The following is a 24,792-nucleotide window of genomic DNA, read 5'->3' on the forward strand; positions in this document are numbered from 1 at the left end:
ATCAAAAAGACAAATCATGCATACAGAAGTGAAAATAGCCGTAATCGGCTTAGGTTACGTAGGCTTACCTTTAGCTCGTTTATTCTCCACGAAGTATAAAACAGTGGGCTTCGACATGAGCCAAAAACGTGTGGATGCGTTGACGCAAGGACACGACGCGACCCTTGAAGTATCGGACGAATTGTTACAATCCGCGCTGGCGAACGGATTTACATGTACCACGAACCCGGAAGACATCCGCGATTGCAACTTTTACGTAGTAGCGGTACCCACCCCGGTGGACGAGAACAACAACCCGGATCTGACCCCGCTATACGGAGCCAGTACGACCGTGGGCACGGTAATATCCAAGGGAGACATCGTGGTCTACGAATCCACGGTTTATCCCGGCGTGACCGAAGACGAATGTATCCCGGTGGTAGAAAAGGTGAGCGGCTTGAAACTCAACGAAGACTTCTTCGCGGGATATTCGCCCGAGCGCATCAACCCGGGCGACAAGCTGCATACGGTAGAGAAGATCAAGAAAGTCACTTCCGGCTCCACGCCCGGGATCGGAAAGATCGTGAACGAGGTATATGCCTCGGTCATCACCGCCGGCACCCATCTGGCACCGAGCATCAAGGTAGCCGAGGCCGCCAAGGTGATCGAGAACTCCCAGCGCGACATCAACATCGCTTTCGTCAACGAGCTATCCAAGATATTCAACAAACTAGGCATCGACACGCAAGACGTATTAGAGGCAGCCTCCACGAAATGGAATTTCCTCCCGTTCAAGCCGGGTCTGGTAGGAGGCCACTGCATCGGCGTAGACCCCTACTACTTGGCACAATGCGCCCAACGCCACGGCTACAACCCGGAAATCATCCTCGCCGGCCGCCGCATGAACGATGGCATGGGCGAGTACGTAGCCACCGAGACGATCAAGCAAATGCTGAAAAAAGGCATCCAAGTGCTCGGAGCCAAGATCCTGATCCTAGGTTTCACCTTCAAGGAGAACTGTCCGGACGTGCGTAACACCAAGGTGATCGACATCTATCGCACGTTGGCCGAATACAATGTCAACCTGACGGTTTACGACCCTTGGGCCAATCCCGCGACAGCCCGCCATGAATATGGCATCGAGATTACCAACGAGCTTCCGGCCGATCACTTCGACGCGGCGATATTGGCGGTAGCCCACAAGGAGTTCGCGGAGTTAGACATCCAAGCCCTCCTCGCCTCCAATCATGTGATTTTCGATGTGAAGGCGGTATTACCGCAGGAGGAGGTAGACGCACGACTGTGATTTTACGCTGAATGTTCGTATATATTACCATAATAACTGTAAGTATCATCCTCGTCATGTATATCATCAAGCATGGCGAGGAAATGACCAATATATTATTATTGGCATTCGTACTACGTTTCTTCCTTATGATCGCGGATTTAGAACATTGGTTTCCGATATTGAACTCGGGAGCAGATACGGAAATGTTCGATATGATCGCAAGAAGGAACCTTTCGCTGGCAGAGCCGACTCATAAATCAGGTTATCCGGGATTCCTTACTTTCATATATTCTATTTCCGGAAGCTCTCGTTTATTCGCCCAATATATCAATATCCTCTTTGGAATTGGCATCCTTCTGATATTAATTAAAGTTTTCAGGTTACTTGATATACCCCTAAAAAGGCAAAAACAAGTCCTCTATCTGGTTGCCTTTATGCCCAACATTGTGATTTTTTCAAGTATCCTTTTGCGAGAAGCATGGGTAGAATTTTTCGTAGCGGCATCCGCTCTACAATTTATCATTTGGTATCAGACCGGCAAACAATCCAATATGGCCACATGCATTCTTTTTGTCCTTGCGGCATCCTACATGCATGCCGGAACTATTGGATTGTTAGGAGGATACATAACTGGATTTTTAGCTTACGACCCTAGGAAAAAAACAGTACAGTTCACACCCAAAACCATATCATCTATCGTCCTACTGGGAATATTCTTTCTTTTGTTCTCAGAAAATTCCGCAATGTTTCTAGGCAAATTCCAGTCGTTCGATCCGGATTCCCCTGAAGCATTCCTGCGATACGCCAACAAGGCTGGAGTTGGAAATTCCGGATACTTGACATGGCTTCCACCTATCAGCAATCCCATAGTAGGGTTATTAGTGGCTCCTCTGCGTATGTTCTATTTCCTTTTCGCTCCACTACCGACCGAATGGCATCGTGTAAGTGATATCATCGGATTTGCGATAGACGGAAGTATTTATATGTGGATGTGTTGGTTCATTATGAAAAGCCATGCGACAGAAGAGAACTTCTATTTAAAGAGATTCCTGATTGCGACATTCTTATCCGCCGCTTTCATCTTCAGCTATGGCACATCAAATGCAGGAACAGCATTTCGCCATCGTACTAAATTAATGCCTACAATCGCAATGGCTTATGCTATTTCTCATATCCGAACCAACGAAAAAGAAGATTAAACGTTAAATCCAACATAGTATTAACCAGGAAGTGAAAACTTTCCACTTAAATTTTAATTACACATGAAGAAAGTATTGAAAGGTTGGCTCATCGACAATGCGGTGACCGTAAACAACAAGACAGATAAGATCCTGCTGCTACAATCGGCGGGGAATTTGGTTCTCGATGATGTTTTGGAAGAGATGCAGAAACAAGACACGGGTTTGCGTCCGGAGACGATGCGTCATGCGGTGACACTCTACCACCGGGTAGTAATGGACTTGATCTTAAACGGGTACAGCGTAAACACGGGCCTTTTCCGAGCTGTCGCGCAGCTCACCGGCGTGATCGAGGGAGGCGTGTGGAACAAGGAGACCAACTCCATCTACGTCTCTATCACGCAAGATAAAGCCTTGCGCGAGGCGATCGCCCAGACCGTAGTAGAGATTCTTGGAGAGAAATCGAACATCATGTATATCCTTGAGACCGAGGATAAGAAAACGGGCTTGAAGGATGGTAGCGCGACGGCTGGCCGCAACTTCTTCGTACGCGGCGCGATGCTGAAAGTTGCCGGAGACGATGAGACGGTAGGCGTAACATTGACCAACGCGGCTAAGACTGTCACGAAATTGACAGACGACCTAATCACCATCAACAACCCCTCCTCCCTCACGCTTCTCCTACCGGCGGAATTGACCGAAGGGGAATACACACTGACGATCACGACCCAATATTCCAGCTCCGGCACATTGCTAAAAACGCCGCGTAGCGTCAGCACGCAGATCTGGATCGGTGGGAAACCGGCTGATGGAGGTGACAATGATTCTCCCGACGAGATTTGATCAACTCGTCCCCTCTCTAGTGGAGACCTTCCACCAGTCCTAGTGGAGGGCCTCCACCAGAGTTAGTGGAACACCTCCACTAGGACTGATGGAAAGGTTTCACAAAAAATTGTCTACTAACCCTATTCAGATTAATTATCACAGTATGTCAAACAAGAATAAACAGATTGCTCAAAACACACTGTTCCTTTATCTACGAAAAATAATAGTCATCGCTATAAATGTGTATACATCAAGACTACTTCTTCAGATGTTAGGAGTAGAAGAATTTGGACTTTATGGTTTGATTGGTTCAATTGTAATATTATTCAACTCGCTGCGTAGCTTATTCGCATCATCTATTCAACGATTCATAAATGTAGAGATAGGCAAACAAAATCAAGCAAAGATTAATAAAATATTCAGCCTTGGCATTAAGATACATACAGTAATAGCAATCCTATTTTTCATAATCGTTGAGATCGCTGGATTAATAATGATTCCCGATCTTAACATACCATCAGGAAAGGAAAATGCCGCATACTGGGTTTTACAATTTTCAATATTCACGGCGATAGTTTCTATAATGACCGTGCCCTATGATGCCCTAATCATAGCAAATGAAAAATTCAATGCGTACGCAGTTATCTCTATAGTCGAATATACGCTCAAATTAGGGGTAATATTTTTACTTATATTCAGTCCTGTACAAAGAGTAATATTTTATAGCGCTCTAATTTTTCTCGTCACTCTTCTTGTAAGGTTTACAAACGCTATTTATTGCAAAAAAACATTCAAAGAAATAGCTAAATACAGCAAAGTAAAAGATGATTCTCTCATGAAAGAAATGACAAAATTTGCTGGATGGCAATTCCTAGGAAACGCCTGTTATTCAATTGCTAATACAGGAGTAAACTTTGTAATAAACATTTTTGGAGGAGTAACAATAAATGCCGCACGCTCTATCGCATATCAAGTACAAGGAATGATAGAGCAATTCACTTCTGATTTAAATGTCAGTTTCCGCCCTCAAATTGTCAATAATTACGCCGTAAAAGATATGGACAAATGTTTACAATTAGTTTTTTTTAGCAGCAAAGCCACATTTATGATAACAATTATCCTAACCTTTGTAATCGAATGTATGACTTATCCTATTCTCCAATTGTGGCTAGATATAGTTCCAGAAAACGCTGTAATTTTCATTCAAACATATCTTCTATTCACTCTCATTCATAGTTTTTATTACTCTATCGATATATTATTTAAAGCTTCGGGTAATATTAAACTTTACCAATTATATGATGCCGCCATCACGTTTTTAAATTTACCATTATCTTGGATTTCATTAAAATTAGGATTTCCATACTATAGTGTATTCATCATCATGAGTATGCTTGAATTTATTAACCTTATCATAAAACTATTTCTCTGCAAGAAGCTTTTAGGATTCAACATTCTAACATTTTTAAAAGTAGTATTAACTAGAGTAATAATATGTATTATTATTTTTATTATACTATTTACTATTCATCACCATTTTATTCATATTCAATATACCCCACTATCAACTATCATATTCGCAACAGGGTACGGTTTAATTGGCTCTGTACTTTCTTTTATTATTATGTTTACAAATCAAGAACGAAAAAAACTGATATCTATACTAAAAAAACAAACATAATAAAAATCCGATACAATTACCTATAAATAAAAATCCAATAATACAGATTTACTTTTAATATAACATACATTCTTAATCACTAATTTATGATTCGAGTATTACATGTTTTCGGTTTAACAGATCGTGGAGGTGCGGAAACTATGATAATGAATTATTATAGAAATATTGACCGCAACGAGATCCAATTCGATTTTGTCAACCATACAACTAAAGAATGCGCCTATGACCAAGAAATCCGCTCTATGGGAGGACGCATTTTCCACATTCCTAAATATAAAGGATACAATCATTTTCAATACCAAAAAGCATGGAGAAATCTATTCACGGCTCATCCAGAATATAAGATAATTCATATACACTATTTTAGTCTGGCAGGAGCTATTGTTGGAGTAGCTAAGAAATGTGGTGTCAAAGTTAGGATTACTCATGTTCATTCTGTAGGAACCTATGTTTCTAAAATTAATCCCAAATATTTGATGGTTCAATTATTAAAGCCATATATGCTTAAATACTCGACACATTTATTTGCATGTGGAAAAATGGCAGGTATTGATTATTTTGGGAATTCAAAAAAGTATGAAATCATTCCTATATCTATTAATTCGACTAATTTCACACTCAATCCCAAGGTCGGCTGTGAGCTTCGTCAACAGTTGGACATACCTTTAGACGCATTGGTCATAGGGCATGTCGGCAGATTCGTACATGTAAAGAATCATCTTTTTCTAATTGATATTTTTAAAGCTTTAAAAAGGAGACATGCTAATAGCTATCTCATCCTGATAGGCTCTGGAGCATTATTGGAGGAAGTTAAGAAAAAAACAGTTTTACTTGGTTTGTCTGATAGTGTTCGGTTTATTGGAATTCAGTCAAATATAAATGAATGGCTACAGACTTTTGATGTATTTGTCATGCCATCTATATTAGAAGGATTTCCTGTTTCAGTCATTGAAGCACAAGCGGCAGGACTTCCATGTGTTATATCTGACACGATTGATCATACGGTAAACATAACCAAGAATATTTCTTTCGTTAATCTGAATGCGACATCAGAGTATTGGGCAAATGTCATTATAACAAGTCTCAAAGAATGTAACAAAGAGGCTTTCATTGAAATATCTAAATCTAAATATGATGTAAAGCAATCAACATCTCTATTAACAGAATTTTACTATACGAGTATTCATAAATAATCCCACCAATCTTATAAACATTTAATTAATATGATACGCACGTTAAAAAAATTAACAAATAACATCAACAGATTCTATACATTGATAATAATAGAAGCGTGTAGAATAGCTGTACGTAGAAGATATAAGAATATTCCATCTCCAATGGAGGGGGAAAAGGAGTGGCGGAAGAAATGGTCACCATTAATAAAGCACCCTACCGTAAAATATTATCGTAAATATGCCGGATTCCTTGGCCCAAATGTAGATATTCCTCCAACTGAAGCTATGCAGTTGCAAATACAGCCAATTCTCAATCCTTCACTTATGCGAGTACATTATCTTGATAAAAACATGTTTGATCAAATATATGGCAAAGAGGTAATGGCAAAAACAATTTTGCGGCGCATAAATGGAGAGTATTTTAATACGGATTATGAGTCGTTAGGAATGAAATCTCCATCTATTCCTTCAGTAACAATGAAAGGGTTGATCGCTAAACCATCCCGGGATAGTTATGGAGGACGCAATATCCTTTTGTTTGTCCGTAATCAATCGGATAAGTTCATGCAAGTGGATGATCCTAATACAGAATTATCAGTTGAACTTCTTGACAAATTATTAGGTGACGATTGGATTCTCCAAGAACAACTCAAGCAATCATCTTTCATGGCTCAATTTAACGAGTCTTCAGTGAACACCTTCCGTGTGCATGTTTATAAATCTCCTGTTACTGGTATTATTGATACACCGTCTATTTGTATCCGAATTGGAGCCAAGGGACATTGGTTCGATAATATTCACAGTGGAGGCGTATGCGTCAGTGTTAATCCTGATACAGGGGTATTAGGCAAGATTCCGGTAGATGTTAAATCAGTTCCTCAATCACAATATAATGGGATTGATTTTGCCAATACTGAAATAACCGTACCTGATATTGTTGGCTTACGTAATTTCGCTAAACGTATTGGAAAATGTGTGGTACATCATCATTCCTTGGCTTTGGATGTGATGTTGGATGAAAAGGGTGAATACAAGTTGATTGAGGTCAATATCGGAACTATTGATGCGGAGATGTATATGGCTACCGGATTTACTCCTTTTGGCAAGTATACTAACGAAGTGATAGATTATTGTTCTCACAGACATGATAAAGTCAGAATGGTCCATGTCATTCCTTGGTGATTAATTACTTTGAATTACATTCATATGGGAATTAAACGTTTAGTAAAAAAGATAATAACGATTCAAACCCACATCATGACATGGGAGTTGAATCTGTGTCAAAAATTTATATGCACTAAAAAACATACGGACTTAATAAGACGGCAGCATATAAAAAAAGTGAAATCCACAAAACTGAATGAATATCAAAAATATTACAGGCAGTTTAAAATGAAAGCACCTTGTATTGATTATTATTTCTTTGCCCCCTTTTTATCCGAATATGGAAAAGATCCTGCACGGATAATCCCAGAATCACTTGTCCAAAATAGAGTTAATCCTATATTGAATCCAATAGAATATAGGGCTTACTATCAAGATAAGAACAACTTCGAACGAATATTACCTCCTGAAACATTACCTGAAACGGTATTACGAAAAATAAGAGGTAAATATTACACAAAAGATTATCAATTGATTGAAAATTTGAATAACGAGCAACTACTTAAATATGTTTCGACTTTTAAAAACATTATTGTAAAACCATCTGTTGATTCATCATCAGGACATGGGGTCAATTTATTTATCAGTCAAAACGGTCATTTTAAACACATCTACGGAAGTAAAGAATTGTCTGTTGCATATTTAGAAAAAAATTACGGAGATGACATTATCATTCAAAAATGTATGAATCAATCACCTTATTTGTCATTATTCAATCCTACTTCAATAAACACTATCAGAGTATGTATTTATAGATCTGTCAAAGATGATGATATAAAGGTGTTGTGGCATATATTACGCATTGGAAAAAACGGATCATTCGTTGATAATGCTCATGCAGGAGGCGTATTTATTGGAATCAATCAAGACGGAAAACTGGATAATCATTTATTGAACCAATATGGAGATAAATTCTCTATATACAATGATATTGATTTCAGTAAGAACACATACAGTATTCCCAATTGGAATAAAGTGATAGAGTTTTCTAAGTCTATAGGCCGAAGTATATTACATCATCGTCTAATACAATTGGATGTAATGTTGGACACAAATAACGATCCTTACTTGATAGAATACAATATTAATGCCCCAGGAGTATGGGTAGCTCTATTCACCGGTCAATATGTTCTTGCTGATTATAGCGATGAAATACTGGAATATTGTATGCGTCATAAAGAAAAAGGAAAAAAAACGATATTCATACCTGCATAAACTAATAACAATACATAAATGAAATATTACACTTTAAACAATGGCATTGAAATGCCAGCAATCGGTTTGGGTACTTTTCTATTACCTAATGAAAGAATGTCTGAAATAATAGGAGAAGCCTATCGTTTAGGTTATCGAAAATTTGATACCGCATATAAATATAGCAATGAACGAACTATAGCTAAGGCTCTTAAAGAAAATGGTATAAAAAGAGAAAATATCTTTATTACCACAAAAATCAGTGGCGATGACTTATACTTATGGAGATATTTCTGTAGAAAATCTTTTCTTAATATCCGCAATTTTACTTCTGTAAAAAAAAGTATTTTAAAGTCATTCCGTGAATTACAAACCGATTATATTGATTTATTTTTAATTCATATGGCTTTTCCTAACTTTTTAAAGCAATGGGAGGAGTTAGATAAGCTTTATAAGGAAGGACGTATTCGAGCAATAGGTGTATCTTCATTTTTACCTCCTCATATTGAGGCATTAAAAGAGGTAAGTGATACAGTTCCTGTATTAAATCAGTTTGAAATATCTCCATTGAATACACAAAAGAAATTGATCACATACTGTCAAAATAAGGAAATTGTACCTGAAGCCATGTCTACTTTTGCTCATTGGCGTTCATGGGAACCAAGAAAAGAGATTGTTGAAAATGAAAACATAATATCTATGGCAGAAAAAAGAGGTAAAAGTCCAGTTCAAATTGTATGCAAATGGATGTTAGATCAAGGAATTTCAATAATACCAAAAACGGATAATCCCAAACATCTTGCCGAAAATATCAATATTCTTGACATAGAATTAACACAGGAAGAAAAATTACAGATTGATTCAATGGATCTCGGTAAATTTCTTAATTATAATCCATATATAACATTAAAGAATTTGCCTAAAAAATATAGAGATTGGAAAGGGTTTGAATAATTTATAAATATTTCATAGCATGATACTCTCACAATATATTTATGATCATTCACCAATATTCATCCAAAATATATTGGTTTCTTTTAAAGGATATTTAAACAAAAAGAGCCGATATGGAGATGAATATTATCGCTATCTTGAATTTCTAAGAAATTTCGACAAGATAGAACTTGTAAATAAACAGAAGTTTCAAATAGAAGAACTTCGTAAGTTCTTACATTTTGCAGTTAAGAACAGTGTCTTTTATGCCAAGTTATACGAGGGGGTTGAAATCGATAAAATAGATTCCTTAGAAGCGTTGAAGAAATTACCAATTGTCGATAAAGAGATGCTTCGGGACAATATCAATCAAGTTGTTACGCATACAGGTGAACCGATTGTGATTAGCCATACAGGAGGTACAACAGGGAAAAGTCTGGAAGTCGTTATGACTCATTGTGATTACATGCGACGTATGGCTATGCTTGATCATTTTAAAGAACGAGTTGGATTTATTCATTTGAAAATGAAGCGTGCTACATTTAATGGAAAACATATCGTCCCTCCTGTGCAACGTAAAAATATATATTGGAGATATAACCGGGCTTGCAAGCAAATGATTTATTCATCCTTTCATATTACAGAAGATAATTTATCTTATTATGTAGAGAGTTTAAATCGCTTCCGTCCACAAGCTATCGATGGCTTTTTTACCTCCATGTGCGATGTGGCCAATTATATTGAACGGCATCATATACCTTTGACATTTACTCCTGTAGCAATCTTCCCAACATCAGAGACTCTGACAGCTGAAGGACGGGCATTGCTTGAGCGGGTTTTCCATTGTAAAGTGTATGATCAGTATGCTTCCAGCGAAGGGGCACCATTTGTAACTGAATGGCCTGATAGGAAATTACGCATGGAACTTGCTTCCGGAGTGTTTGAGCATGTTGAGGGAACAAATGAAATCCTTGTTACTAGTTTTACCACACATGGGACTCCTTTGATTCGTTATCGTATCGGTGATACAATGGAATGGGATACCAAGTGTTTTTCTGACCCGATCTCACCGATAGTCCATTCTATCCAAGGGCGCAGACTGGATTTTCTTTATACGGCTGAGGGAGCAAAAATTAATGCCGGAAATGTATCCAATATGCTAAAATATATCCCTAATGCCGTGATCCGTGCGCAATTTGTTCAGGAGCGAATCGGGGAAGTAGTTTTATTACTCGAAATTGATAAACAAGTCTATAAACCGGAATATGATGAATTGATTCGGAAAGAATTCATTCATAAATTTGGTGTATCAACTAATCTGTTTATAAAGCATGTAGATAGTATTCCTCGGGAAAAAAGTGGAAAATTTCGGATGATCAAGAATACTGTACAATATTCACCTATTACAACGTGAAAGAGTCTTTGAACAAGCCCCCTTTTACGAGAGGCAGGTCCCTTAAATTCCATACAGCGACATTTGACGAAATATCTCTCACTGAAATTAGAGCAACGCTTGAATGAACTGTGGGACTCGGGTACCTTAAATCAAGAGGAACTAGACCGGTTAAGGGCTATGCACCTTCGTACGGATTTGAAAAATAAGTAAAATCTTTATGGACTCATTGAACGTGAAGAATTTCGGGCCGATCAAAGACGTAAATGTCTTTTTGGGAGACTGGCCCTGCTAATTGGCCCACAAGCTAGTGGCAAAAGCTTATTCTTAGAGTTGTTTAAGCTTGTAAATGACCATGCACATATCTTATCTACATTACAAAATTTCCTTTTTAACTTTTTTCATCCATGTCATACTCAAACTTCAAACGCGGTTGCGACTGGGTCGCATCCGCGGCGGCGATTGTCGTACTTTCGCCGATCCTCTTAGCGACGGCGTTGGCCATCAAACTGGAGAGCCGGGGGCCTGTTATCTTTAAACAGGAACGACTGGGACTCAAGGGTAAGCCTTTCAAGATCTACAAGTTTCGCTCCATGGTGGTAGGTGCCGAGAAACAAGGTACAGGCGTGTATTCCTATAAGGGAGACGCACGGATCACTAAGGTAGGGCGATTTATCCGTGCCACGAGTTTGGACGAGCTGCCACAACTTTTTAATATACTGAAAGGCGAAATGTCGCTGATCGGCCCACGCCCGGCCCTGACCTATCACCCTTGGACTTTCGACAAGTACACGGAGCATCAGAAGAGAATGTTCGACGTACTGCCCGGTATCACCGGCTGGGCGCAGATCAACGGACGCAAGGAGGTGCCGTGGCCGGAACGTATCGAGCTGAATATCTATTATGTGGAGCATCTTTCGCTCGCGCTGGATATGCGGATCTTGTTTTCTACCCTCTTCAAGGTACTCACGAATGCCAATAATAACAATACCTCAAATACAAACGGAAATGCTTAAATTAATGTACATCACAAATCGCCCGGAAATCGCCCGGATAGCGGAAGAGGCCGGGATCGATCGCATCTTCGTCGATTTGGAGACGATCGGTAAACAAAAGCGCCAAGCCGGTATGAATACCGTCCAATCACATCATACCCTTGAGGATATCCTAAGCATCAGAGACGCTTTCCATAAGGAAGTGCTCGTACGCTCAAACCCGATCTACTCCGGTTCAAGGGACGAGATCGAAACAATCATCGCCCATGGCGCAGACGTGGTCATGTTACCCTATTTCAAGACCGTGAACGAGGCGGCCAAGTTTATTGACCTAGTGGAAGGGCGAGCGAAGGTGAACTTGCTGGTAGAGACCGCCGAGGCCGTGAAACTGATCGACGCGATACTGGCCCTGGAAGGAATCGATGAGATCCATATCGGACTGAATGACCTTCATTTGGCTTATGGCATGAGATTTATGTTTGAGTTGCTAGCCGATGGAACCGTGGAATACTTAGGGCGCAAAATACGAAATAAGGGAATTGGGTTTGGGTTTGGTGGTATCGCCAAGTTGGGAGGCGGGATTCTTCCCGCTGAGCGGGTGATCAAGGAACACTATCGGCTCGGCTCTACCTGCGCGATCCTGTCACGCAGTTTCTACGATGCCAATAAGATGGATGACCTCGCGGAAATAAGAGAGTTATTCCTATCGGAGATGAAAAAAATCAGGAAACTGGAGCGAGAGGCACAAGCACACGTCGGTTATTTTACGGAAAATATCTCCGAGGTAAAAGCGGCGGTGGAATCGGTCGTGAACATGAAATCGATCAAGGTATGAGACTACTTGTTACCGGGGCATTCTATTATCGCCCCAAGCAGATCGAAGCGCTCAAATCGCTGGGAATCGAACTGTTCTTCCTTCAACATGAGCAAGAGCCTATGACGGTGATCGCGCCGGAAGAGGTGGATGCGGTAGTGTGCAACGGATTGTTTCTTTACCATGGCATCGATCAGTTTACCCGATTGAGATACATACAGCTGACCAGCGCAGGGCTCGACCGGGTACCAGCTAAAGCTATAAACAATCCGGATATCGTCTTACACAATGCCAAGGAGGTCTACGCTATCCCGATGGCCGAATGGGCCGTGTGTAAGGTACTCGATATCTATAAAGCTACAGCCGGATTCCTGACCGCCCAAAAGGCTTGTGAGTGGAAAAAGGAACGCAGGCTGCGCGAGGTGAACGGAACGAAAATCGCTATCATCGGCGCAGGAAACGTGGGTAGCGAGGTTGCCAAGCGTTTTCATGTATTCGGGGCGGTAATCGTTGGTTTCGATATCCACACCCATCCGGTAGAAGGTTTTGACCATATACGCAAGATCGACGAACTGCCCGGACTCGTCGCCGAGTTTGACACCTTGATACTGACCGCCCCACTTACGGAACAAACTTATCATTTGATCGGATATGACATTTTATCCGATATGAAGCAAGGGGCGATACTCATCAATATCGCCCGAGGAGCGTTGATAGATGAGAAAGCGATGTATAAGATACTTAAAGAACGGAGCGACATCCACGCAGTCCTTGATGTCTTTGAGACAGAGCCTCTCCCTAATGATAACCTGTTGTGGAAACTGCCGAATGTAACGATTTCGCCACATAACTCGTTTGTCTCCGAGGGGAACAACAAGAGGATGTTCGCCGTCATATACGAAAACCTGAAAAAATTCATAGAAGAACAATGAAAAGTTTTTTACTCATCTCCCCCAAGAACCGTACGGCTTATAACTTCAGGGGTGAATTGATCACCCAAATCCGGCTAAGAGGCTACAAGGTTATCGTTACCGGCCCCAACCGGGAGCATATAGATAGGATAGAGGCATTAGGAGCACATTTTATCGAAATTCCAATGAACAAGAACGGTATCAATCCCTTGGCAGATTTGAAATATGCCTTCCGACTTTACAAGCTAATGCGTAAAGAAAGACCTGTTTGCACATTGGGATACACTATCAAGCCGGTGATTTACGGAGCTATAGCGGCTAGGCTAGCCGGAGTAGGCAACATAAATTCCATGATCACCGGTGCCGGATATCTTTTTATATCCGAAAGCCGTAAAGCCCGGATACTCAAACAGATCTCATTCCTTTTGTATCGTATAGGGCTTGCTTGTGCCCATAAAGTAATCTTCCAAAATCCGGATGACCGAAAGGAATTTACCACTCACAAGTTGACAAGCCTCGAAAAATGCCATGTCGTGAACGGATCCGGCGTGAATATGCGGAAATTCCGCCCTTCCCCATTACCAGACACGATCACATTCTTCATGCTGGGGCGATTACTCTATAGCAAAGGTGCCATGGAATACCTAAAAGCCGCAAAAATAATCAAAGAGCATTACTCGCAGGTTCGTTTCATGCTACTCGGCAATATCGTAACCGATATGCAAGACGGAATAAAAAACCAAGAGATCGAACCATATCTCGATAACGGCACCGTAGAACTATTGGGAGAGACGGATCATGTCGTCCAATATTACGACCAATGCTCGGTTTTTGTACTCCCTTCCTACCGAGAGGGAACTCCTCGCTCCGTATTGGAGGCGATGGCGATGGGACGTCCTATCATAACCACAGATACACAAGGATGCCGCGAGACAGTAGTAGACGGGGAAAATGGTTATTTGGTACCGATCAAAGATCCTCTGGCGGTAGCCTCCGCCATGAAACGTTTCATCTTGAACCCACGGTCTATCGACTCGATGGGGAAAAAGAGCCTTGCGTTGTGTGAGGAAAAATTCGAGGTATCCAAGGTCAACGCAGACATGATCGAAATCATGGAATTGTAATATACGAATCTAATTATTCTCATTACCTAAAAAACTATCGCTATGTCTAATCCTTTTCACAAGGCTATTTCTTGGTACTTCACCAAACGGGCTTTACCCTATTGGAGCATTCTCGCAATCGACTGCCTGATCGTGTCATCCTCCATGCTTTCGACCTATGTGATCGAAAACGGGGGGGCGAACACATTGAGTATCATATATCCATTGTTAGAGACCTTTTTAATATACCTTTTGTGTTTTATGATTGGTTTCCGGATGTTCCATACCTACTCCGGGGTGATTCGCTTCTCCTCGTTCAAGGATTTGCTCCAAGTGGCTTTCGCTTGCCTTACCGGGCTCATACTCTCGGTCACCTTTCAAAGCATACTCCCCCACTATGATTGGTTCATTTATATCCCGGTCAGCCTACTGGCACTAAGTACTCTCTTAACGATGTGCTTGATGTGGGGCGTACGAATCTGGGTTAAATTTCTATATGACAACTCGTTGCGACAATCTAGAACTACTCGTATATTCATCTATGGCGTCAAGCAAGGTGGAATCGCGCTTGCCAAGAGTATAAACAACAACCAAAAATCACCCTACATAATCGCCGGCTTCGTTTCTGATTTCTCTGATATCCAAAACAAACGGCTGATGGGGGTTCGGATCTATCCTAATGATAAGCGACTTACCGCGACTATGCGCAAGCATTACGCAAACGCATTACTCGTTTCCCCGTTAAAAAGCGACGCGCTACGTCATAACGAGGAGATGGTCAATCGCCTTATATCCGCGGGAATCAAGATCTTGATGATACCATCAGTCCAAGAGTGGGATGGCAAAAGTGACCTAAGTTATAACCAGCTGAAAGAGGTGAATGTAGAAGACCTGCTACCTCGCGACAAGATCGACATTGACATGGAGGCAGTGGGAAAACTTTTATCGGGTTGCCGCATCCTAATCACCGGAGCCGCAGGAAGCATCGGTAGCGAGATTGTCCGGCAGATCGCGCCATACGCACCCGCCAGCCTCATCCTCGTAGACCAAGCGGAGACTCCTCTTCATGACATACGCTTGATGATGGCCGATAGATGGCCTCGCATCGCGGCGCATACGGTCATCGCCGATATAGCGAACCAAGCTCGTATGGAGGAGATCTTTCAGCGGCATCGCCCCGAATATGTTTTTCATGCCGCTGCCTACAAGCATGTCCCGATGATGGAGGACAATCCGGCGGAGAGTATAGCAAACAATGTCAACGGCACACGCATCGTAGCAGACCTAGCCGTAAAATACCACACGAGGAAATTCGTAATGGTATCTACAGATAAAGCGGTGAATCCCACGAATGTGATGGGCTGCTCCAAACGTATCTGCGAGATTTACGTACAAGCACTGGACAAAGCCATAAAAGAAGGTAAAGTAAACGGAAAAACCAAGTTCGTAACCACACGTTTCGGTAATGTGCTTGGCTCTAACGGTTCCGTGATCCCTCTTTTCAAAGAACAGATTAAACGAGGGGGGCCTGTCACCGTGACACATCCGGATATTATCCGTTATTTCATGCTTATTCCCGAAGCTTGCAAATTAGTCCTCGAGGCCGGGACTATGGGTAAAGGGGGTGAGATATTCGTATTTGACATGGGTAACCCGGTACGTATCGCTGATCTGGCGAAACGTATGATTCAAATGAGCGGAGTCCGCAATGTCGAAATAAAATACACCGGATTGCGTGAAGGAGAGAAGTTGTATGAGGAGGTTCTTAACGACGAGGAAGTCACCCTGCCTACATTTCATCCGAAAATCAAGATAGCCAAAGTTCGCGAATATGATTTCGAGCAAGTGAACGAGTCAATTTCCCGACTTATAAACATGAATACGGTTGGTGAAGATATGGTTATTGTCAAAATGATGAAAGAGATTGTCCCCGAATTTAAAAGTCAGCACTCCAAATATGAAGCACTCGATCTTGAAACCTCACGAAATGCGTAATAACCGGATCACTCCTTTCAAGAAAGTTTTGCTTGTTGGGTTTCTCCTTTTATCCGGTTTGCCGGCATGGGCACAAATGCGCCCCGGGCAAATTGACATTTTCGCAGGGGTGGATTTCAATTACCGGGATATTTTCCATAACGATCGCCTATACGATGTGTTAATCAACCTGACTCCCGGAATCAAATGGAATATGAGGAACCGTTGGGAAGCATCCGCACAGGTAGTCATTCCTGTTGTAAACCAGTTTGGCGAAGGTTTCTCCAACAAGGTCCGGCTCAACATGGCGGTTCTCTCCAAACAGTTCCCAATAAAGAATCGCATGAAAGTTAAATTATCCGGAGGATTATTCGGGGCGTCTCGCTACGGACTCGATGTGAAAAGTATGTGGATAGCCAATAAATGGTTGGCATTTACCGGACAGGCCGGGCTTACCGGATATTGCTCTTTAGCCTCGGGCTGGGAAGCTAGCACGATGAAACGCTTGACATTCCTCATCGGCCCTGAATTTTGGCTGGAATCATGGACAACCCAGATGCGGATAAAAGCCGGACGTTTCATATATGGCGATTATGGCGTGCAGGCTGAGGCCTTCCGCCATTTCAAACATACAAGCGTGGGAATTTTCGCATCCTATAGCGATATCGGAAAAGAAAACGCCGGTTTCAAAATAATACTGGCTCTCCCCCCTTATAAACGAACAAGGCGTAAAATCAACTTCCGACCGGCCTCCAATTTCAGGCTAACATACAATGTAAGCAGTGACTATTACAGCAATCGTCAATATTTCACGGATCCGGAACAGAACGAGCGAAATGGCTGGTTTGATAGGGATATGCTTCCGTGGGGGCCGGATACAATGTCCCCGGATTTCATCTATAAAGACAGGAAGGAGGAGCGATGAAGAAGATAACGTTTTTAATCATACTGCTTATAGTAAGTCTATTACACATATCCGCACAACAATATACAGGCATGAGCGGATTGATTCATGTACCTTCAGCCGAAATGGACAGCGCAGGAGATGCCCGGCTTGGAGGTCATTTTCTGAATAAAAGATTTACTCCGGCGGGAAGTTTCATACACGAGGGGGTTCCTTACCATACTTTTGATTGCTACATCTCCATCACCCCGTTCCGCTGGATAGAGCTTGGCTATACGACCACGATGTATAAGAGACCTAATAAAGATGGAGAATTAAGGTATAACCAAAAAGACAGATATTTTTCCGTCAAACTAAATCCTTTACGGGAAGGAAGATGGTTTCCCGCCATCGCCTTGGGCGCAAATGACTTTATCAACTCGCATTTTGGCATAGACGATAAAGGGGCCAGTGGTTATTTCCGAAATTATTACATTGCGGCGACAAAACATTTGACCTCAAAAATCGGGATAGTAGGGATGAATATCGCATATCGCCATTTTTTCTTTGATGGAAGCAAAAAATGGAATGGGACCGTAGGGGGTATCACTTTTCAACCCATTTTCGCACGTAACATGAGGATTATCACTGAATGGAGCGGAAATGAAGTGAACGCCGGCATAGATTGTACGCTCTGGAAACATTTACTGATACAAGTCTCGCTACAATCCGGGAAATATCCATCTGCCGGATTATGCTACAAGACAAATCTATTTTGACAAACTTAATTTTATTCACATCAATAAACATTTTCAAAGATGAAAACAAACAGATTTTTAATGGGAGCCGTAATGCTTCTGTGTGTCACTCTTACCGCATGTGACAAAGACGATCCGGATTACAACAAGGTAACTCCTCCGGTTGTTAATATCGCTCCAAACACCCTGTCCGGTACCATTACCACAAGACAAGGGCAAGCCATTAATGGGGCGACAGTCTCCATTGGTTCTCAGTCTACGACTACTGACAACGAGGGCATGTATGAAATATCCAACGTGGAAGCTGGCACTTATACGGTCAAGGCCTCAGCGACCGGTATGGTAACAGCTGAAGCCTCGATTACGGTAGCACAAAGTTCGCATACGATGAATTTGGTATGGAGCGTATCCTTAAACAAGGAAATCGTAGAGAATGTAAATGTAACTGTTGACGAAGGAGGTTCCGGATCCGTTGAGAGCGAGGCGATCGAAAAGAATGACAAGGCACGAATTGAGATAAAAGTTGAGGTTCCGAAAAATACAGTTCCGGAAAATACCACGGTATCAATATCTCCTGTTTACACCGAAGAGTCTTCTTTAATCATTCGCGCTTTACGTGCCGCAGAAGATAAAATGCTTATCGGAGCAAACGTGTCTTGCGACAATCCCGAACACACACTGTCTCAACCTTTCGACATATCTTTCAAGGTCGATGAGACGATAACCGAGAGCGTTGAGGCTAAACAATATATAAATGGACAATGGGTAACCGTGGAACACCTAATAGACAATGGCAATGTCGTAATCTCAACGACCACATTCGGAACATTCGGCCTCTTTTTCCCTGTGGATATCACTTATACGAACAGCTCAGAATCTCTTACGTTTACCCCGTCTTCATGGGACAATCTTTTCGGGTCAAATGCAATTAACGCCACAGAAGCCTCTTATACGTATAAAGTAGGTAGCGAATACAACGCACAAGGAGCCAATTCATTGGAAGCGCTTCTTATAGAACGGCTCTCCTCAATAATCGGCCCTACTTATACGTCTATATCCGGGGTATACCCACTTAATGTCGAATTACCTATTGGAACAGCCCTATCCATTAAAGGTAGCCAAGAAACGAACAACGTAACAGTTTCCTCACGTAACCGCTCGGTAAGTGGTACCAAGTATGGAACCGTAACCGTTCAAGTTTCGTCTTACAATCGAGAGCATAGTGGAGGAACAGGAGGAAGTACCACGAATTAAAAAAATCATTCAATTGGCATTATATAATGGCGGTGTGCTCAATCTGATAGCACACCGCCGTTTTTGTAAAAAAACACATCTTTACTAACGACAGTCTTTCTAAGCACCAGACCGTACCCTGACCGCCGAGGCTTTAAATATCAGTAGAAAGACGCTATTCAACAAAATGAAACGTTATAATCTTGGCAACGAGTAATTTTTTACTAACTTTGATGCCTCAATAGGAATGTGTTACATTTAGATTTTAAATAAAAGTATTATGGCGAAAATAAAAGGAGCGGTTGTTGTAAACACAGAGCGCTGCAAGGGATGCAACCTTTGCGTAGTGGCCTGCCCGTCGGATGTACTGGAGTTGCACCCACGAGAAGTGAACAACAAAGGGTATCACTATGTGTACATGAAGAACCCGGACGCATGCATCGGTTGCGCTAGTTGCGGGTTGGTTTGTCCGGACGGTTGTCTAACGATCTACAAAGTAAAAATATAAAGTTATATCAAGATATGGCAGAAGATATAAAATTAATGAAAGGTAACGAGGCCATCGCCCACGCGGCTATCCGTTATGGAGTGGACGGTTACTTCGGCTATCCGATCACTCCGCAGTCGGAGATATTGGAAACCCTTATGGCGGAAATGCCATGGGAAAAGACCGGCATGGTAGTCTTACAAGCGGAGAGCGAGGTAGCCGCTATCAATATGGTATACGGAGGAGCCTGTTCCGGTAAGAAAGTGATGACCTCTTCTTCCAGTCCGGGCGTGAGCTTGAAACAAGAAGGTATTTCTTATATCGCGGGAGCGGAGCTTCCTTGTCTGATCGTGAACGTCATGCGTGGCGGTCCCGGATTAGGAACGATCCAGCCGAGTCAGGCTGATTATTTCCAGACCGTGAAAGGCGGTGGTCACGGCGATTACCGTTTGATAACCTTGGCTCCCTCTTCCGTGCAGGAGATGGCCGATTTCGTAGGTCTTGGTTTTGACCTGGCTTTTAAATACAATAACCCCGCTATTATCTTGGCAGACGGTATCATCGGGCAGATGATGGAGAAGGTGGTATTACCTCCCTATCAACCCCGCCGTACCGAGGAAGAGATTATCGCACAATGCCCTTGGGCCGTACAAGGGAAGAGAGGCAGGCGCAAAGGCAACGTCATCACTTCCTTGGAGCTAGACCCGGCGAAGATGGAAGAGAACAATATCCGTTTCCAAGCGAAATATCGAAAGATCGAGGAAAATGAGGTCCGTTACGAGGAGTTCCAATGCGAAGAGGCTGATTACCTGTTGATCGCATTCGGTTCTTCCGCCCGTATTTGCCAGAAGGTAGTCGAGCTCGCCCGTGCCGAAGGTATCAAGCTTGGCTTGTTACGTCCGATCACGTTATGGCCGTTCCCTACAAAAGTAATCGAAGCGTACGCGGATAAGGTAAAAGGTATGTTATCGGTTGAGTTGAACGCCGGACAGATGGTAGAGGACATTCGCCTAGCCGTAAATGGCAAGGTGAAGGTAGAGCACTTTGGTCGATTGGGTGGAATCGTATTCACCCCGGATGAGGTATTGAACGCGCTGAAGGAAAAATTATTCTGATCCGTATGACACGAGGAAGTAAAGCTGACGAGATATTGACGCTAGTTTTCATGCTGCTGGCCGTAGCTGCCGTGGTATGTTACTTCGCTGTTAGCGATAAGACCGCGTTCTTGTATTGCGGTGGGGCGGCGATCGTATTACGGCTGGTGCAATATGTCTTAAGATATATACATTAATAATTAAAGATTATGGAACTCAACGATATAATTAAACCGGAAAATCTGGTGTATGAAAAGCCCAGGTTGATGAATGAAAATCCCATGCACTACTGCCCCGGTTGCAGCCACGGAGTGATACATAAGCTAATCGCCGAGGTTATAGCCGATATGGGTCTGGAAGATAAGGCGATCGGTATCTCCCCCGTGGGATGTGCCGTATTCGCGTATAACTACTTGGATATCGATTGGATCGAGGCAGCCCACGGACGTGCGCCCGCCATCGCTTCCGCCGTTAAACGCTTGAATCCGGAGAAGATGGTATTCACGTACCAAGGAGATGGCGACTTGGCGGCTATCGGTACGGCCGAGACGATTCATGCCGCCAACCGTGGCGAAAATATCGTGATCGTATTCGTAAATAACGCGATCTATGGTATGACCGGCGGACAGATGGCTCCGACGACACTGGAAGGTATGCCCACGGCTACCTGTCCTTACGGACGCGACATCGCCTTGAACGGTTACCCGCTGAAGATCGGTGATTTATTGGCCCAATTGGAAGGGACTTGCTTGGTGACACGCCAAAGCGTACACACGGCCCCGGCCATACGGAAAGCGAAGAAGATGCTTCGTAAGGCTTTCGAAAACGCTATGGCCGGTAAGGGTACTTCTGTGGTAGAGTTCGTCTCCACTTGCTCATCCGGCTGGAAGATGACTCCGGAAAAAGCCAATAAATGGATGGAGGCAAACATGTTCCCCTTCTACCCGCTGGGCGACTTAAAGAATGTTGAATAAGTAATACGGTAAACGACCATGAAACAAGAACTAATTATAGCAGGCTTCGGCGGACAAGGTGTATTGTCTATGGGTAAGATCTTGGCCTATTCCGGTTTGATGGAAGGCAAGGAGGTTAGCTGGATGCCTTCATACGGACCTGAGCAACGTGGCGGTACGGCCAACGTAACCGTTATCTTGAGCGACGAGCGTATCAGCTCACCCGTATTGAATGAATATGATATCGCTATTATCTTGAACCAACCTTCCATGGATAAGTTCGAGAACAAGGTGAAACCGGGCGGTATTTTGATTTACGATGGGTATGGCATTCATACGCCCGCGAGACGTACGGATATTAACGTATACCGGGTAGATGCCATGGACGCCGCTACCGAAATGAAGAACGAGAAGGCATTCAATATGTTGATCTTAGGCGGATTGCTCAAAATCGTCCCGATGGTTCAATTGGAGAACGTCATGCTAGGATTGAAGAAATCCCTGCCCGAGCGTCACCATCATTTGTTGCCGATGAACGAGGCTGCCATTAAGAAAGGAATGGAGATTATACAGAAAATATAAGAAGCTCATTCATTGATGTGCCGATATGCCAATTAAGTTCTCAGATTGGCATATTGGCATATTTTATAATCGGCACGTTATTTTTTGTTATATCTTTGCAGCCCATGAAGTATTATCTATACATATTACTTTTTCTGACAGGAGCGGCGGCTTCCGCGTATGCGCAAGGACGTTCCGGGAGTCGGGGCGGAGGACGCGGTGGATTCTCGTTATCCAATTTATCATCCTCAAACAAGGAAATACCGGATAGTTTGCTACAAACAGATAGCGCGGCGCTGAAATCAAAACGAATTATCGGTTATCGGCTCACGCCTCTCTTGGGAGAACGTTATATCGCTCCCATGGATACCAATCGATTAAATTTCGGGAATAGCACGTTGGCGGAGGCGAACTCATTGGCTATCGGGTATCTGGCAAATGTGGGATCGCCGGCGCAAACCCGTATTTTTAACGAACGTAAGGAGGAACGTGATTTCATCTTCGCCGACGCCTACGACTATTATATCACGACCCCGACAAACGCTTATTTCTACGATACCAAAGTACCCTATACCCAAGTGACTTATACGACAGGAGGAGCCAGTCAGAATAAGATGGACCGCCTGAAAGGAGTGCTGACCCTGAACTTTGGAAAGAAGATCAATGTGGGTGGCGAGATGGACTATATCTATAGCCGCGGATATTATAACTCCAACGGTAATAAATTATTAAGTTATCGCTTTTTCGGTAGTTATATCACCGACCGTTACGAACTAAACGCTTATTTAAGCAATTTCAACTTCGTGAACTACGAGAACGGAGGACTTACGAATGACCAATATATCACGAATCCGGATGATTTGGTCGAGAATCGAAGAAATATCGATAGCAAATCATACCCTGTTCGCTACACGGACACATGGAATCGTGTCCGTGGAAAACAATATTTCCTGACACAGAGATATAACCTCGGTTTTACCAAGAAATTGGAAGAAACGGATGAGGAAGGGAACGTAAAAGAGGTATTCATTCCGGTTTCCAGTATCATCCATACCATCGATTACGAGGATAACCGCAGGCGCTTCATCTCTAACGATGCCGGGATCGATACGTGTTACGCCCGTATTTACGGTATGGAGGCATCTTTGAATGACCAGACTTCCTCCTGGAATTTAAAGAACACCTTTGCGTTGGCCTTGCGGGAAGGTTTCCAAGATTGGGCGAAGTTCGGACTGACCGCCTTCGTTACGTTCGAGAAACGCCGGTTTAGATTGGCGGCTCAAATCCCCGGGTTGGATTACGGCCCCGACGGTCGCGGAAGTTCCGAGCCAAGCACATTAGATTTCCCCACATCCGAGGTATATGATGAGTTTACGACTTACATCGGAGGCGAATTATCCAAACGCCGCGGCAGCCTGCTTACCTACAATGTCCGTGGGGAATTAGGGCTCGCGGGAAGCGACGCCGGAGAGGTTCGAGTGAGCGGAGATCTACAAACAAAATTCAAGCTTTTCAAGAAAGACGCTACCATCAACGCGGAAGGATATATCAAGAACATTACCCCGGCGTTTTACCAACGTCACCATCATGGGCGTTACTATTGGTGGGATCTATCATTGAAAAATGTACAGAGGATTTACGCCGGAGCGAAAATCAACTTGGAATCCACCCGCACCCAATTATCCGGAGGGGTGGAAAGCATCCAAAATTACGTGTTTTTCAACGGCAACGGTTTACCGGAGCAGAGCGGCAAGAACATCCAGGTTGTCTCAGCCCGTATCAAGCAAGATATCATGTACCGTGCGTTCGGATGGGAGAACGAGGTGGCTTATCAGCTTTCTAGCGAGAAGTCTCAACTCCCGTTACCGGATATCAGCGCATACTCGAATATATACCTGGCGTTTAAGTTGGCGAAAGTACTAACCGTACAGATTGGAGCGAATGTATACTACAACACCGCTTATTACGCTCCTTATTATGAGCCGGCTACCCAGCAGTTCCAAGTACAGGAAGAAGACAAGAGAGTGAAGGTCGGTAATTACCCATTGATCAACGCGTACGCGAATTTCCACTTGAAGCAAGCTCGCTTCTTCATCATGGCATACAATCTAGGCTCTAAATTCGTTGAACCGAATTACTTCTCTCTAGCGCATTATCCGTTGGACCCGATGGTTTTGAGGATGGGCATCTCCGTGACTTTCAATAATTAATCACAG

Annotated in this window: 24 protein-coding genes; all 24 read left to right on the forward strand. The window is 42.9% G+C overall.

Annotated elements, in window-relative coordinates; translation table 11 throughout:
• The first annotated feature begins 16 nt into the window (after positions 1-16).
• Complete coding sequence (locus tag G7Y39_RS00230) at positions 17-1,285, forward strand: nucleotide sugar dehydrogenase (protein ID WP_165153918.1); 1,269 nt, start codon at positions 17-19, stop codon at positions 1,283-1,285.
• A gap of 56 nt (positions 1,286-1,341) precedes the next feature.
• Positions 1,342-2,466: a hypothetical protein gene (locus G7Y39_RS00235; protein ID WP_165153920.1), complete on the forward strand. Its 1,125-nt coding sequence runs from the start codon at positions 1,342-1,344 to the stop codon at positions 2,464-2,466.
• Between the two features lie 63 nt (positions 2,467-2,529).
• Positions 2,530-3,288 (forward strand): DNA-binding domain-containing protein, encoded by a 759-nt coding sequence (locus G7Y39_RS00240; protein ID WP_165153922.1) that lies wholly within the window; start codon positions 2,530-2,532, stop codon positions 3,286-3,288.
• 145 nt (positions 3,289-3,433) lie between these two features.
• Positions 3,434-4,951, forward strand: a complete 1,518-nt coding sequence (locus tag G7Y39_RS00245) for a lipopolysaccharide biosynthesis protein (protein ID WP_165153923.1) — start codon at positions 3,434-3,436, stop codon at positions 4,949-4,951.
• Between the two features lie 86 nt (positions 4,952-5,037).
• Complete coding sequence (locus G7Y39_RS00250) at positions 5,038-6,144, forward strand: glycosyltransferase family 1 protein (protein ID WP_165153925.1); 1,107 nt, start codon at positions 5,038-5,040, stop codon at positions 6,142-6,144.
• Positions 6,145-6,174: 30 nt separating this feature from the next.
• On the forward strand, positions 6,175-7,308 hold the full coding sequence (locus tag G7Y39_RS00255) for a sugar-transfer associated ATP-grasp domain-containing protein (RefSeq protein WP_165153927.1): 1,134 nt from the start codon (positions 6,175-6,177) through the stop codon (positions 7,306-7,308).
• A gap of 24 nt (positions 7,309-7,332) precedes the next feature.
• The gene (locus tag G7Y39_RS00260; protein WP_165153929.1) at positions 7,333-8,505 is read left to right on the forward strand and encodes a sugar-transfer associated ATP-grasp domain-containing protein; all 1,173 of its coding nucleotides are present in this window, start codon (positions 7,333-7,335) and stop codon (positions 8,503-8,505) included.
• Positions 8,506-8,523: 18 nt separating this feature from the next.
• Positions 8,524-9,438, forward strand: a complete 915-nt coding sequence (locus tag G7Y39_RS00265; RefSeq protein ID WP_165153931.1) for an aldo/keto reductase — start codon at positions 8,524-8,526, stop codon at positions 9,436-9,438.
• Positions 9,439-9,457: 19 nt separating this feature from the next.
• A complete protein-coding gene (locus G7Y39_RS00270) occupies positions 9,458-10,831 on the forward strand; it encodes a phenylacetate--CoA ligase family protein (RefSeq protein WP_165153933.1) in 1,374 nt (457 codons plus the stop codon).
• A 386-nt stretch (positions 10,832-11,217) separates the two neighbouring features.
• Positions 11,218-11,826, forward strand: coding sequence for a sugar transferase (locus G7Y39_RS00275; protein ID WP_165153935.1), 609 nt, complete (start codon positions 11,218-11,220; stop codon positions 11,824-11,826).
• On the forward strand, positions 11,819-12,640 hold the full coding sequence (locus G7Y39_RS00280) for an aldolase/citrate lyase family protein (RefSeq protein WP_165153937.1): 822 nt from the start codon (positions 11,819-11,821) through the stop codon (positions 12,638-12,640). The genes G7Y39_RS00275 and G7Y39_RS00280 overlap by 8 nt, the downstream gene beginning before the upstream one ends.
• Positions 12,637-13,551, forward strand: coding sequence for an NAD(P)-dependent oxidoreductase (locus G7Y39_RS00285; RefSeq protein ID WP_165153939.1), 915 nt, complete (start codon positions 12,637-12,639; stop codon positions 13,549-13,551). Before G7Y39_RS00280 ends, G7Y39_RS00285 begins: the two co-directional genes overlap by 4 nt.
• A complete protein-coding gene (locus G7Y39_RS00290) occupies positions 13,548-14,654 on the forward strand; it encodes a glycosyltransferase family 4 protein (protein WP_165153940.1) in 1,107 nt (368 codons plus the stop codon). Before G7Y39_RS00285 ends, G7Y39_RS00290 begins: the two co-directional genes overlap by 4 nt.
• Before the next feature lie 42 nt (positions 14,655-14,696).
• Positions 14,697-16,628, forward strand: coding sequence for a nucleoside-diphosphate sugar epimerase/dehydratase (locus tag G7Y39_RS00295; RefSeq protein WP_165153942.1), 1,932 nt, complete (start codon positions 14,697-14,699; stop codon positions 16,626-16,628).
• A complete protein-coding gene (locus G7Y39_RS00300; RefSeq protein ID WP_165153944.1) occupies positions 16,591-17,532 on the forward strand; it encodes a hypothetical protein in 942 nt (313 codons plus the stop codon). The genes G7Y39_RS00295 and G7Y39_RS00300 overlap by 38 nt, the downstream gene beginning before the upstream one ends.
• Positions 17,529-18,269, forward strand: a complete 741-nt coding sequence (locus tag G7Y39_RS00305; protein ID WP_165153945.1) for a YjbH domain-containing protein — start codon at positions 17,529-17,531, stop codon at positions 18,267-18,269. Before G7Y39_RS00300 ends, G7Y39_RS00305 begins: the two co-directional genes overlap by 4 nt.
• Positions 18,270-18,308: 39 nt before the next feature.
• Positions 18,309-19,502: a carboxypeptidase-like regulatory domain-containing protein gene (locus G7Y39_RS00310; protein WP_165153947.1), complete on the forward strand. Its 1,194-nt coding sequence runs from the start codon at positions 18,309-18,311 to the stop codon at positions 19,500-19,502.
• A 118-nt stretch (positions 19,503-19,620) separates the two neighbouring features.
• Positions 19,621-19,698 (forward strand): helix-turn-helix domain-containing protein, encoded by a 78-nt coding sequence (locus G7Y39_RS00315; protein ID WP_229040586.1) that lies wholly within the window; start codon positions 19,621-19,623, stop codon positions 19,696-19,698.
• A gap of 63 nt (positions 19,699-19,761) precedes the next feature.
• The gene (locus G7Y39_RS00320) at positions 19,762-19,989 is read left to right on the forward strand and encodes a ferredoxin family protein (RefSeq protein ID WP_005856324.1); all 228 of its coding nucleotides are present in this window, start codon (positions 19,762-19,764) and stop codon (positions 19,987-19,989) included.
• Positions 19,990-20,003: 14 nt separating this feature from the next.
• Positions 20,004-21,083, forward strand: a complete 1,080-nt coding sequence (locus tag G7Y39_RS00325; RefSeq protein ID WP_165153949.1) for a 3-methyl-2-oxobutanoate dehydrogenase subunit VorB — start codon at positions 20,004-20,006, stop codon at positions 21,081-21,083.
• Positions 21,084-21,088: 5 nt separating this feature from the next.
• Positions 21,089-21,259, forward strand: coding sequence for a hypothetical protein (locus G7Y39_RS00330; protein ID WP_165153950.1), 171 nt, complete (start codon positions 21,089-21,091; stop codon positions 21,257-21,259).
• A 12-nt stretch (positions 21,260-21,271) separates the two neighbouring features.
• On the forward strand, positions 21,272-22,036 hold the full coding sequence (locus G7Y39_RS00335) for a thiamine pyrophosphate-dependent enzyme (RefSeq protein ID WP_165153952.1): 765 nt from the start codon (positions 21,272-21,274) through the stop codon (positions 22,034-22,036).
• Between the two features lie 18 nt (positions 22,037-22,054).
• On the forward strand, positions 22,055-22,597 hold the full coding sequence (locus tag G7Y39_RS00340; RefSeq protein WP_165153953.1) for a 2-oxoacid:acceptor oxidoreductase family protein: 543 nt from the start codon (positions 22,055-22,057) through the stop codon (positions 22,595-22,597).
• A 104-nt stretch (positions 22,598-22,701) separates the two neighbouring features.
• A complete protein-coding gene (locus G7Y39_RS00345; protein WP_165153955.1) occupies positions 22,702-24,786 on the forward strand; it encodes a putative porin in 2,085 nt (694 codons plus the stop codon).
• The last annotated feature ends 6 nt before the right edge of the window (positions 24,787-24,792 follow it).

The sequence above is a fragment of the Parabacteroides sp. ZJ-118 genome, assembly GCF_011038785.1.
In the GTDB taxonomy this organism is placed as follows: domain Bacteria; phylum Bacteroidota; class Bacteroidia; order Bacteroidales; family Tannerellaceae; genus Parabacteroides.